The organism is Caulobacter sp., from assembly GCF_049283275.1.
In the GTDB taxonomy this organism is placed as follows: domain Bacteria; phylum Pseudomonadota; class Alphaproteobacteria; order Caulobacterales; family Caulobacteraceae; genus Caulobacter.
In genome coordinates this window covers 1-11704 of record NZ_JBAPVS010000147.1, presented here as the reverse complement: position 1 = coordinate 11704, position 11704 = coordinate 1, and the positions used below count along the sequence as shown (strand labels likewise).

General features: G+C 70.4%; 8 protein-coding genes. 2 read left to right on the top strand and 6 right to left on the bottom strand.

The features are described 5' to 3' along the window. Nucleotides 1-198: 198 nt before the first annotated feature. Nucleotides 199-1119, top strand: a complete 921-nt coding sequence (locus WAL33_RS07790) for a bifunctional helix-turn-helix transcriptional regulator/GNAT family N-acetyltransferase (protein ID WP_422180133.1) — start codon at nucleotides 199-201, stop codon at nucleotides 1117-1119. Between the two features lie 20 nt (nucleotides 1120-1139). On the opposite strand, the gene WAL33_RS07785 is transcribed toward WAL33_RS07790, so the two are convergent. The 4 genes from WAL33_RS07785 to WAL33_RS07770 form a co-directional block, all read right to left on the bottom strand. Then, the gene (locus tag WAL33_RS07785; RefSeq protein WP_422180131.1) at nucleotides 1140-3890 is read right to left on the bottom strand and encodes a Tat pathway signal sequence domain protein; all 2751 of its coding nucleotides are present in this window, start codon (nucleotides 3888-3890) and stop codon (nucleotides 1140-1142) included. A 187-nt stretch (nucleotides 3891-4077) separates the two neighbouring features. Next, nucleotides 4078-5841 (bottom strand): chloride channel protein, encoded by a 1764-nt coding sequence (locus WAL33_RS07780; RefSeq protein ID WP_422180129.1) that lies wholly within the window; start codon nucleotides 5839-5841, stop codon nucleotides 4078-4080. A 49-nt stretch (nucleotides 5842-5890) separates the two neighbouring features. Beyond that, complete coding sequence (locus tag WAL33_RS07775) at nucleotides 5891-6394, bottom strand: methylated-DNA--[protein]-cysteine S-methyltransferase (RefSeq protein WP_422180127.1); 504 nt, start codon at nucleotides 6392-6394, stop codon at nucleotides 5891-5893. Between the two features lie 109 nt (nucleotides 6395-6503). Then, on the bottom strand, nucleotides 6504-8012 hold the full coding sequence (locus WAL33_RS07770; RefSeq protein WP_422180125.1) for an AlkA N-terminal domain-containing protein: 1509 nt from the start codon (nucleotides 8010-8012) through the stop codon (nucleotides 6504-6506). A gap of 305 nt (nucleotides 8013-8317) precedes the next feature. Between WAL33_RS07770 and WAL33_RS07765 the strand changes: the two genes are divergently transcribed. After that, on the top strand, nucleotides 8318-9373 hold the full coding sequence (locus tag WAL33_RS07765; protein ID WP_422180123.1) for an aspartate-semialdehyde dehydrogenase: 1056 nt from the start codon (nucleotides 8318-8320) through the stop codon (nucleotides 9371-9373). A 77-nt stretch (nucleotides 9374-9450) separates the two neighbouring features. On the opposite strand, the gene WAL33_RS07760 is transcribed toward WAL33_RS07765, so the two are convergent. Both WAL33_RS07760 and WAL33_RS07755 read right to left on the bottom strand, forming a co-directional pair. After that, on the bottom strand, nucleotides 9451-10758 hold the full coding sequence (locus WAL33_RS07760) for an acyl-CoA dehydrogenase family protein (protein ID WP_422180121.1): 1308 nt from the start codon (nucleotides 10756-10758) through the stop codon (nucleotides 9451-9453). Between the two features lie 91 nt (nucleotides 10759-10849). After that, nucleotides 10850-11704, bottom strand: an 855-nt coding sequence (locus WAL33_RS07755; RefSeq protein WP_422180119.1) for a transporter, incomplete at its 5' end; no start/stop codon positions are given.

The following is an 11704-nucleotide window of genomic DNA, read 5'->3' as shown; positions in this document are numbered from 1 at the left end:
CTTCGACAAGCTCAGGATGAGGACCAAGGTGCGGGCCGTGCAGTCGAAAACCTCATCCTGAGCTTGTCGCCAAAAAACACTTGGGGGGGACGAGGTTTTCGCTCCTCGGCCGCGCGCCTAGCAATGATCTCGCCCCACATGTTGACTCAGTCAAGATATCGGTTATTTGGCTCAGTCAACATGCAGGTTGGAGCCGCCATGATCCCGGAGACGCAGATCGCCGCCTTGCGCGCCTTCAACCGGCTGTACACGCGCAAGCTGGGCCTGTTGAACCCGCATCTGGACGCCAGCCCGTTTTCGCTGACCGAGGCGCGGATTCTCTATGAGATCGCCCACCGGACCGATCCGAGCGCCGCCGAAATCACCCGCGCCCTCGGCCTGGATCCGGCCCAGCTGAGCCGGACCCTCAAGCGCTTCGAGGCGCGCGGCCTGGTCCAGACGGCTCAGCATCCAGGCGGGGGCCGCAGCCGGTCGATCCGCCTGACGGCCGCGGGTCGCCAAGCCTTCGCCGCGCTGGATCGAAACACCCATGACGCGATCGCCGGTCTGTTGCGGGATCTGCCGCTCCCCAAGCGCGAGGCCCTGCTCGCGGCCGCCCGGTCCATCGGCGAGGTGTTCGACGAGTCGCCCGCCGCCGAGGTGGTGCTGCGGGATCTTCGGCCCGGCGACCTGGGCTGGATCGTCCACCGGCAGGCGGTTCTCTACGCCCAGGAATACGGCTGGACCCAGGAGTACGAGGCCCTGGCCGCACGCATCCTGGCCGACTTCGTCCAGGCGTTCGATCCGGCGCGCGAGGCCGCTTGGGTCGCCGAGATCGACGGCCGGGTGGTGGGTTCGATCTTCCTGGTGCGCGGCGACGCGCCCGAGGTCGGCAAGCTTCGGCTGCTCTATGTCGAGCCCGACACGCGGGGGCGCGGCGTGGGCGCGATGCTCGTCCAGGCCTGCACGGAGCAGGCGCGGGCGGTCGGCTATCGCCGCCTGGAGCTGTGGACCAACAGCGTCCTGACCGCCGCGCGGCGGATCTATCAGCGGGCCGGCTTCGTGATGATCGACGAGAAGCCGCATCATGCGTTCGGCCACGACCTGGTCGGTCAGACCTGGTCGCTCGACTTGACCTAGTCCGCGCAGGCGGACCTTGCTTACTTGGCCGCCACCGACCCCAGCGCCTCCGACACCAAGGCCAGGTTCATGATCGCCGCCAGGCCCCACATCGCCGTGCCGTTGGTGGTGACTCCAGCGGCCTCGTCGATCGGGTTGAGCACGGCGGGTCCGTCGAAAGGCTGGGTCGCGGTCGACAGGTTCAGGTCCTCGACCACGCCGCGGCCGAAGAACTCCGTCCAGGTCCGTTCGGCCAGCGCCTTGTCGCCCAGCCGCCAGGCCGCATAGGCCGTCAACTTGGAGTGGCCCTGGCGCAGGCCGTTGGCGCCCAGCGGCTGGCCGAACTTGGCGATCTGGTCCTCGCGCGGGGCGTTGTACCAGCGACAATAGTCCAGCCAGGCCTTGTCGTAGGCGGGCTCGCGGATCAGGGCCAGCATCTCGACATGGATCTCGGGCGCGCCGAACGCCGCGTTCAGGTGCGAGACCGCCAGCCTGTCGCCCGCGCCGGAGAACGTGCCGGTCTTGACGTCGTAGGTGGCGCTGCCGGCGAACCACTGCTTCTGCAGGGCGGCGATGGTCCGCATACCGTCGACGATCCGGGCGCGCCAGCGCGGGTCGCCGGTGCGCTCCCACTCGGTGAACCAGGCCCCGCACAGCGAGCTCCAGTCGGTGCCGAACGAGGCGCGGACCTCGCCCTTGGGCCACGTGTCATTTTGCAATTTGCGGCCGATATTGACCCGGGTCAGGGCCTCGTCGCCGTCGAGCAGGTCGCGCATCAGATCGCCCACCCGCTCGTCGGCGGTCAGGTAATAGTAGATGCGGCGATAGATGGCGTTGCTGACCCGGGGCTGCTTGGAGCTGTCGCCCCAGTGCTGCACCCCGTGCCGGGTGCCCAGGCCGCGATAGGGGCCCACGTGATAGACGTCGACCTCGCCGGTGTGGCGGGTCATGGCCTCGGCCATCCGGAACACGTCGGCCCGGCCGCCGCGCAGGAAGCTCAGCCATAGCCACAGGTCGGTCGACAGTTCGGAATTGTCCCAGGCGAAACCGCCGATGTCGTAGCGCCAGACATGGCGGTCGACGTCGTAGCTGTGCATCAGGTCGCCATAGTCCCAGAAGCCGTACCAGCGGCGCTGCTCGATCTGGCTCAGATAGAAGTTCAGCAGTTGGTCCTGGCGGTCCTCGATCTGGGCCTTCAGCGGCGTGCCGCGGTCGGGCAGGCTCCAGGCGCCCAGCACGCCGGCGGCGTGGATCCGCTCGGGCGTGGCCATCAGGCGGGGCGGCTTGTCGTTCAGCTGGGCCATCCGCGGGAAGGCTTCGCGGGCCGGGGTGGCGTCCAGCGCCCAGAGCCGCAGCTCGGTGGTGCGGGCCACGCCGGTGGGCGTGCCCCAGTTCTTTTCGTAGTCCTCGTAGGTGATGTTGAGGCCTTCGATCTCCTGGGCGTGCGTCTCCATGCCCAGGCCGTCGTGATAGAAGCGGGTGTCCATCACCGGGGCGTCGGGCGACCACAGCCAGGCGGTCAGCTGGGCGACGTCGCTCGCGGCGTTGCGGATCTCCAGGGCGGTCGGCGGGGCGCGCCAGAAGTTGCCCAGGCCGATCGCCGCCCCGCCGCTCGCGCCGCCGACATAGGCCACGCCGCTGGCCCGTTGGCCGCCGTCGGCATGGATCCAGGCGTGGCCGGGCGCGGTGCGCTTGCGGAGGGTGAAGCCGTCGGCCGTCGGCTGCGACAGCAGGAAGTCGCCCCAGTTCGGGATCAGGTGCAGACCGCCGCGGACCAGGGCGGGCATCTGGTCGGCGGGCGGGGTCTTGCGACCGGCGATCTGGGCGTCACGGAACGCCTTGCCCGCGTCGCGGCGCAGGCCGGTCAGCGGCTTGACGGCTTCGGCCCAGAGCCCTTCGCCTTGGCCGGTGAAGCGCACGTGGCGGTCGTAGAGCTCATCGGCCATCGGCACGTCGGCGGTGACGCCCAGGCCGCAGATGAAGTCCTTGGCCGCGTCGCCGTCGAAGATGAAGGTGTGCATCATCCGCAGCGAGTCCGCGCCGGCATAGGCATAGAACCGCACGACGAACGGGGCCCAGGCGCGGCTTGGTCCCCCTTGGGCGGTCTTGTGGCGGCCCTCGACGCGGATCACCGCGCGGACCGGGCCGGTCTGCTCGACGGTGACCTTGTCGAGCACGCTCTCGAAGGTCTTGCGGCCCACCGGCGTCTGGTCGATTTCGGGCGCGTCCTGGGTCTGCAGGATCAGGCGGACATTGCGCAGCACCTCGCGGCCGCCCCGGGTCGCCGAGGCGATCAGGGCAGAGCCGTCGCGGGGAAAGCGCCAGGTCGCCGGGCCGGTTGAGACCTCGATGGCCGCCGAGCTCTCAGTGACGCGGACGCCGGGCGCGCCTGAAGAAGAAGGGGCGGCCCCGGCCTTGCCCGGTTCGATCGTCAGGCGTTCGCCGATCTCGCCCGCCCCGACCGCGTGGGCCGTCCACTTCAGCGAGCCGTCGGGCCAGTAGGCCAGCGGCCAGGTCTGCAGGGCCACGGCCGAGCCGTCGGCCGACTTGGCGCGGAAGGCCTGCTTGCGGCCATGCGCGCCCTGCGGCCAGGGCACGCCCCAGGTCTGGCCGGCGTTCAGGCCCGGCGGCTTGCCGTCGATCCACACCGCATGGGTCGGGGGCAGGGCCGTCTTGCCCTGAGCCTGGGCCGGGGCGGCGACCAGCGCGGCGGCAGGACCCGCCAGAGCGCCGGTCAGGACGGCCTGCATCATCACATCGCGTCGTGTTGGTTCGGGCGTGGACGTGGTCATGGTTATGCTTCCTTCCCCAAGCCGTCGTCACGGACAGCCCTGTCCGCCGGCGAGGGGCGAACCTTTCCGAGAAAGCTAATTCCATATTCTGAAACGTCAATTCAATTTGTGAGACGGTGTGAGGTTGCAAGCTATCGGACGGGAACACACGCTCGCCAATGACCTCGCCCGCCGGAACGTTTGAAACCTATCCCGCTTCCCCGGTCAGCTCCCGCCGCGCCTTGTCCAGTTCCTCGGCGTAGCGCCGTGTCGCATAGGCCTCGGACAGGATGCCGATCACCTCGCGGTTGGCGTCGATCACCGCCAGTTCGTCGGCCTGGGTGTGGTCGAAGGCGCGCATGACGTCCTTGATCGACTCGTCGGGCGACAGGGCGGTGTCGGTGTAGAGCGCCAGGGAGGCGACGGCCATCTCGCCGTCGTCGGGGTGGGCGTAGGCCAGGGCGGTGCGGACGATGCCGGCGTAGCGGCCCGTGGCGTCCAGCGCCACCACGCGCTTGGTCGAGCCCAGCGGATAGCGGCGGCGAAACTCGGCCAGGGTGGCCTCGGCCGGGATGGTCTTGGCGTCCTTGCGCATCATCCGGCCGGCGGTCAGGGGCTGCATCCAGCTGACGTCGTGGGCGCTGCGGATGGTCTCGCCGCGCAGGTGCAGCCGCCAGGTCGAGAACGAGTAGCCGAAGGTCTCGCGCACGATGGCGCTGGCGATCAGCGAGGCCACCAGGGCGGCGGCCGCCACGGTGAAGTCGCCGGTCGCCTCCAGCACCAGGAACGACATGGTGAAGGGCCCGCCGACCACGGCCACGCCGAACGCTCCCAGGCCGACCAGGGCCGCGACCGTCGGGTCCAGCGACGGCAGCCAGGGCACGAGCACCGTCAGGGCCGCGAAGATCTGGCCCACCAGCACGCCCAGGAACAGCGAGGCGAAGAACAGGCCGCCCCGGAAGCCGAAGCTCAGCGACACCACGCTGGCCAGGGCCTTCATGGCCAGCAGGATCAGCAGCACCTTCAGGCTGAGGTCGGCCGTCAGGTTGAGGTGCACCGCGCCGTGGCCGGCCGACAGGGTCTGGGGGGTGATCAGGGCCATGGCGGCCAGGCCCAGTCCGCCGACCATCGGCCGGAAGGCCTTGGGCAGCTTGGTCTTGCCGACCAGCCCCTCGGCCGAGGCCACCAGCCGCATCAGGGCGATCCCCGCGAAGGCGCAGACCACGCCCAGCAGGGCGTAGAGGCCGTAGTCGAACCAGGACTGAACGGCGGGGGTCGAGGTCTTAAGCAGATAGGGCAGGCCGCCCATCCGTCCGGCCACCAGCACCGCGGCCAGGGCGGCGGCCACCACGGGCGCCAGGTTGGCGACGGTGTAGGCGCCGATGACGATCTCGAAGGCGTAGAAGGCTCCGGTCAGGGGCGCGCCGAAGGCGGCGGCGATGGCCGCGCCGGCGCCGGCCCCCACCAGGGTGCGCATGTCGGCCCGGCGCAGGTTCAGCCGCTGGCCGGCGAACGAGGCGATGGCCGCGCCGGCCTGGGCGTAGGCGGCCTCCAGCCCGACCGACGCCCCGACCCCGTTCGACAGCATCGTCTGGCCGCAGATGAAGGTGCTGTCGCGGACCGACAGCCGCCCGCCGTGCAGGGCGTTGGCCTCGACCGGGTCGACGGCGGGTCTGGGACGGTATTTCAGCCAGGCCCAGCTGGCCACGCCCAGCACCAGGCCGCCGATCGGGATGGCCCACAGCCGCCAGGGGGCGATCACGCTCTGGGCGCTCAGCCGCGCGTCCATGTCGATGGCGAACAGCAGCACCTGCAGGCCGTGGGCCAGCTTGGCCTGCAGCACCGCCAGGGCCCCGGCCCCGGCTCCGATCAGGGTGGCCACCGCGATCAGCCACAGCTCGCTGGACCGGATCCGCCGCCGCAGCCAGCTGAGCCAGCGTACGGAGGTGGTGGTCGGGAGGGAAAGCTGCATGGGGTCCAGGGTTCCGCGGCGGCGCGGTCATCTTACGGGTTGTGCGGTGTTATGCGACCCCCTCATGCGCCAACAGCCAGCGCTTGCGTTCGACGCCGCCGCCATAGCCGGTCAGGGCGCCGCCGGTCCCGATCACCCGATGGCAGGGCACGACGACGGCGATCGGATTGGCGCCGTTGGCCAGACCGACGGCGCGCACGGCGCTGGGCCGGCCGATCCGCTCGGCCAGCCGTGCATAGGTCGTCGCCTCGCCCAGCGGGATCTCTACCAGCGCGGTCCAGACCTGGCGCTGGAAGGCCGTGCCGCCGATCGTCCAGGGAACGGCTTTCAAGGCCGCCAGCTCGCCGGCGAAATAGGCGGCCAGGCCGTCGCGCACCGCGGGGCTCGCTTCGCCGGTCTCCACGGTCTGGTCGCGGTGGTGCAGGCGCAGGGCGCGGGCCAGGCGCTGGGGCTGATCGTGGAACTCCAGCACCCGCAGGCGGCCTTCGGCGTCGGTGACCACGTCGATCTCGCCGATGGGCGTCTTCAGCACATCAAGCTTCAAACTTGTCATCCCGGACGAGCGCGCAGCGCGAAGATCCGGGACCGACGCCTGAGCGCCGCGTTCCAGGTCGGTCCCGGGTCTGCGCTTCGCTCCGCCCGGGATGACAGGGTGGGAGAGATCAAGCCGCACGCTTGACCTTTCGCACGGGCGGCGCGCCCTCATCCGCCAGCGAGGCCCACAGGTGCAGCGCCGCATAGGCCCGCCAAGGCCGCCAGGCCTCGGCCCTCGCCAGAAGTTGTTCCGCCGTCGGACGAACGCCGTCGGCGTCGGCCAGGGCGCGCATCAGGGCGACGTCGGCGGCGGGGAAGGCGTCGGGCTCGCGCAGCTGGCGCATGGCGATGTACTGCGCCGTCCATTCGCCGATGCCGGGCAGGGCGCGCAGGCGGGCGACCATCGTCGGGAGGTCTTCGGTCGGCGACAGCAGGTTCGGATCCCGGGCGATCGCTTCGGCCATGGCCGACAGGCAGCGGATGCGGGCCCCCGGCATCTTCAGGCTCGAGAGGTCGGCGGCGGCCAGGCGCTGGGCCGACGGGAAGGCGTGGGTCAGGCCCGGTTCGGCCCAGGGCTCGGGGAGCGGCTCGCCATGGGCGGCCACCAGGTCGCCGGCCAGCTTGCGGGCCTGCACGACGGTGATCTGCTGACCCAGGATCGCCCGCACCGCCAGCTCGAACCCGTCCCAGGCGCCGGGCACCCGCAGGCCGGGGCGCAAGAGCACCATGCGGGCCAGGTCCGGGTCGCGCGACAGCGCCTCGCCGATGCCGATCGGATCGGCCGACAGGTCGAACACCCCGCGCACCCGGGCCAGGATGCGGGGCAGGGCCGAGGGCTTGGGGAACCGCACCGCCACGCTCAGCCGGTCGCCGCCGATCGGCGTCACGGCGATCGTCCCGGCCGCCCCGTCCAGGGCGATGACCCGGCGATAGGTGTTGTCCGCCACCCACTCGACGCCCGGGATGGCGCGCAGGGCCAGGAAGGCCAACATGCCGTCCCAGTCGTAGGGCGGGCGATAGCGCAGGGTCAGGGAGATGGCCTCGCCGGGCGGAGCGGGGAGGGCCTTGCGCCGGCGCAGGGCGGCGGGTGGACGATCGTACAGCTGCTGGAAGGTCTCGTTGAACCGCCGCACGCTGCCGAAGCCGGCGGCCAGGGCCACCTCGCCCATCGGCAGGTCGGTCTCGTGGATCAGCTGCTTGGCCAGCAGCACCCGCCGGGTCTGGGCCACGCCCACCGGGGTCGCGCCCAGATGCTGCAGGAACAACCGCCGCAGCTGCCGCCCGCCGACGCCCACCCGCTCGGCCAGGGTCTCCACGTCGCCCCCATCCTCGCTTGAAGAGTCCAGCGCGCCGGCCTCGATCAGGGTCAGGGCGCGCGAGACGGTGTTGGACGCCCCGTTCCAAGCCCCAAGCTGAGGCGAGGTCTCGGGCCGGCAGCGCAGGCAGGCGCGATAGCCGGCTTCCTGGGCCGAGGCGGCGCTGGCGTGGAAGGTGACGTTCTGGCGCAGCGGCGTGCGGGCCGGGCACACCGGCCGGCAATAGATGCCCGTCGTCCTCACGGCCACGAACAGCCGGCCGTCGAAGCGGGCGTCGCGCGTCTGGATGGCGCGGTAGCAAACGTCGGGATCAAGGTCCATGGCGCCGATCATAGCTGCGGGCCGGGCGACGTCTCGCGGTTTTCGGACCTCGTCATCGTGGGTTGAGCGGTTTGCGGACGCGGCGGACGGTTTACATCCGCCGCGTCCGCCCCTAGAGAGCTTGGCCATGTCCGTCGTCATGACCAAGGCCATTATTCGCAAACCGACCCGCTTGCGCGGGGCGTCTGCGGGTGTGCGCGAGGTCTAGAGCGCGACCATCCGGACAGAGCCCCGCCGACGCGCGGGGCCGTTCTTCCAGACCGGCAGAGATCCCCGCGCCTCCGCATCCTTAGGAGACGCATGACATGAGCCCGGCCTTTTCCCCTTCCAATCCCCTGTCCGGGACGCCTCACGTCGGCATCGTCGGCGCGACCGGCCTGGTCGGCGAGATGATGCGGACCCTGCTGGTCGAGCGGGACTTTCCACTGGCCTCGCTGCGTTTGTTCGCCTCGGCGCGGTCGGCCGGGACCATGCTGAGCTTCGGTGATCGGGAGATCGTGGTCGAGGACGCCGCCACGGCCGACTATGCCGGTCTGGACATCGTGTTCTTCTCGGCCGGCGGCGACACCTCCAGGGCGCTGGCGCCGAAGGTCGCGGCGGCCGGGGCGATCGTCATCGACAACTCCTCGGCCTGGCGCGACGATCCGGACGTGCCGCTGGTGGTGGCCGAGGTCAATCCGCATGCCCTGGCCTCGATCCCCAAGGGCATCGTGGCCAACCCCAACTGCACGACCATGGCGGCCATGCCGGCCCTGAAGCCGCTGCACGCGGCCGCCGGCCTCAAGCGCCTGACGGTCAGCACCTACCAGGCGGTGTCGGGCGGAGGCCTGGCGGGGATCGAAGAGCTTCGCGAGCAGGTGCTGGCGGTGCGGGACGGCGGCGCCGCCCTGGCCCGCGACGGCGGCGCGGCGGCCTTTCCCGCGCCGAGGAAGTGGGTCGCGCCGATCGCCTTCAACGTGGTGCCCCTGAACTACAAGCTGGGCGAGGACGGCTACACCGAGGAAGAGGCCAAGCTGCGCGACGAGACCCGCAAGATCCTGGAGATCCCGGGCCTGCCGGTGTCGGGCACCTGCGTGCGGGTGCCGGTCTTCACGGGCCACTCGCTGTCGATCAACGCCGAGTTCGAGCGGCCGCTGTCGGTGGCCGACGCGCTGGACCTGCTGGGCCGGGCGCCGGGCGTGGCGCTGGTCGAGGCGCCCAACCCGCTGGCCGCCACGGGTCAGGACCCGGTGTTCGTGGGCCGCGTGCGGGCCGACCCGACCGTCGCGCACGGCCTGGCGCTGTTCGTGACGGGCGACAACCTGCGCAAGGGCGCGGCGCTGAACGCGGTGCAGATCGCCGAGGTGCTGGTGGGGCGCTAAGCGCGCCGCGGACGCCCAAAGAAAAAGGCCCCCCGGATCGCTCCGGGGGGCCTTCGTCATTCAGCGGAAGTGAGACCCTAGCGGATCCCGGCCACTTCGCGGGCCCGTTCGCGCTCGGCCTTCTGCTGGTAGGCCAGGTCGCCGTACTTGCCGTATTCCATGCGGGCGATGGTGCGTTGGTGCACCTCGTCGGGGCCGTCGGCCAGGCGCAGGGTGCGGATGCCGGCATAGGCCTTGGCCAGGCCGAAGTCGGTGGTGACCCCGCCGCCGCCGTGGGCCTGGATGGCGTCGTCGATGATCTTCAGGGCCAGGCGCGGGGCCGCGACCTTGATCATCGCGATCTCCAGGCGGGCCGACTTGTTGCCGGCCTTGTCCATCATGTCGGCGGCCTTCAGGCACAGCAGGCGGCACATCTCGATATTGATGCGGGCGTCGGCGATGCGCTCCTCCCAGACCGACTGGTCGGAGATGTACTTGCCGAACGCCTTGCGGCTCATCAGGCGCTTGCACATCTTCTCCAGCGCCACCTCGGCGGTGCCGATGGTGCGCATGCAGTGGTGGATGCGGCCGGGGCCCAGGCGCCCCTGGGCGATCTCGAAGCCGCGGCCCTCGCCCAGCAGCAGGGCTTCCTCGACCGGCACGCGCACGTTTTTGAGGATCACCTCGGCGTGGCCGTGCGGGGCGTCGTCATAGCCGAACACCGGCAGCATGCGGACGATCTCGATGCCGGGGGCGTCCATCGGCACCAGAACCTGGCTCTGTTGCTGGTGGCGGCTGGCGTTGTCGGGGTCGGTCTTGCCCATGACGATGGCGACCTTGCAGCGCGGATCGCCCACGCCCGAGGACCACCACTTGCGGCCGTTGATGACGTAGTGGTCGCCGTCGCGCTCGATGCGGGTCTCGATGTTGGTGGCGTCCGAGCTGGCCACCGCCGGTTCGGTCATCAGGAAGGCGCTGCGGATCTCGCCGTTCATCAGCGGGCGCAGCCAGCGCTCCTTCTGCTCCAGCGTGCCGTAGCGCATCAGCACTTCCATGTTGCCGGTGTCGGGCGCCGAGCAGTTGAAGACCTCGGACGCGAAGCCGATCTTGCCCAGCTGTTCGGCGATCAGGCTGTATTCGAGGTTGGTCAGTTGCACGCCTTCGAACTGGAACGTGTCGTCGACGTGGGTCTGGCCGCTGTGGGGCGGCATGAAGAAGTTCCACAGGCCGGCGGCCTTGGCCTTGACCTTCAGTTCCTCGACGACCTGGACGACCTTCCAGCGCTCGGCCCCGAGCACGTTCATCTCGGCCTCATAGACCGGGACGGCCGGGACGATATGCTCTTCCATGAACGCCGTGACGCGGTCGAGGAAGCTGCGCTGGGTGGCGGAGATTTCGAAGTCCATGGCGTTTCCCGGTCCCGTTCTTGTGGCGTCAAACGTTTGTTTGAAACCGTTCTAGACCGAACTGACGCGGACGGCAAGCAGGGTTCCTCCCCTACAGCACGTAGTTGACCGCGATCACCGGGGTCACCGAGGCGGTGGTGTTGCGGCCGGCCGGGATGATGCGGGCGCCGGCGATCACGCCCAGGACCGGGCTGAAATTGTACTCCACGGCCGGAGCCAGGATCAGGGCCTGGCTGACCGGCGAGCGGCGCGCATAGGCCGCGCCCGCGCCGTCGACGCCCGACACCGTGGTCGCCGCGTCGCGCTGCCAGGCCAGGTCGATGGCCGCCACCCACTGGCGGGTGATGCTGTACTCGAAGGCCAGGTCGACATTGAACGAGTCGCCCGGCCTGGCCCGGCCCGCGAAGCCGGCGGGGGTGCCGTAGACGCTCTTGCCCTCGACGTCGGCATGGCCCGAGCGGGTGTAGGCCAGGTTCAGGCGGGTGCGCAGGATCCGGCCGTTCGGCGTCCAGAAATAGGTCTGGGAATTGACCCCCAGGGTGGTGGCGTAGGCCCCGCTGCCGAAGCCGTCCTTGGGGCGGGCGTCCAGCTTGTCATATCGACCGGTGGGCAAGGTCTCCTGCAGCAGCACCGAGATGGTCGGGGTGCGGCCGCCTTCCTTCCACTGGGTCAGGCGGTACTGGCCCTGCAGGGTCAGGTCGCCCAACTGGACGCCCGAGCTGGATTGGCCGCCGGACTTGGCGTAGCCGAAGCGCGGGATCAGGCCGGCGGTGAAGGTGTCGGTGACGCCGTACAGCAGATAGGTCAGCGAGCCGAAGGTGTCGGCGTCCGGCGTGTCGTGGCGTTTGCCCTCGCCGTCGATCAACCCATAGGGCTTGGCGTCGTACAGATAGGGCTCGATCAGGGCCCGGCCCTTGGGCAGGGTCGAGGCGCCCGAGGCCAGGAG

What these genes read in the sequence shown, in the direction of transcription:
- WAL33_RS07790 (WP_422180133.1), top strand. Translation starts at nt 199, where the DNA reads ATGATCCCGGAGACGCAGATCGCCGCCTTGCGCGCCTTCAACCGGCTG.
- WAL33_RS07785 (WP_422180131.1), bottom strand. Translation starts at nt 3,890, where the DNA reads ATGACCACGTCCACGCCCGAACCAACACGACGCGATGTGATGATGCAG.
- WAL33_RS07780 (WP_422180129.1), bottom strand. Translation starts at nt 5,841, where the DNA reads ATGCAGCTTTCCCTCCCGACCACCACCTCCGTACGCTGGCTCAGCTGG.
- WAL33_RS07775 (WP_422180127.1), bottom strand. Translation starts at nt 6,394, where the DNA reads ATGACAAGTTTGAAGCTTGATGTGCTGAAGACGCCCATCGGCGAGATC.
- WAL33_RS07770 (WP_422180125.1), bottom strand. Translation starts at nt 8,012, where the DNA reads ATGGACCTTGATCCCGACGTTTGCTACCGCGCCATCCAGACGCGCGAC.
- WAL33_RS07765 (WP_422180123.1), top strand. Translation starts at nt 8,318, where the DNA reads ATGAGCCCGGCCTTTTCCCCTTCCAATCCCCTGTCCGGGACGCCTCAC.
- WAL33_RS07760 (WP_422180121.1), bottom strand. Translation starts at nt 10,758, where the DNA reads ATGGACTTCGAAATCTCCGCCACCCAGCGCAGCTTCCTCGACCGCGTC.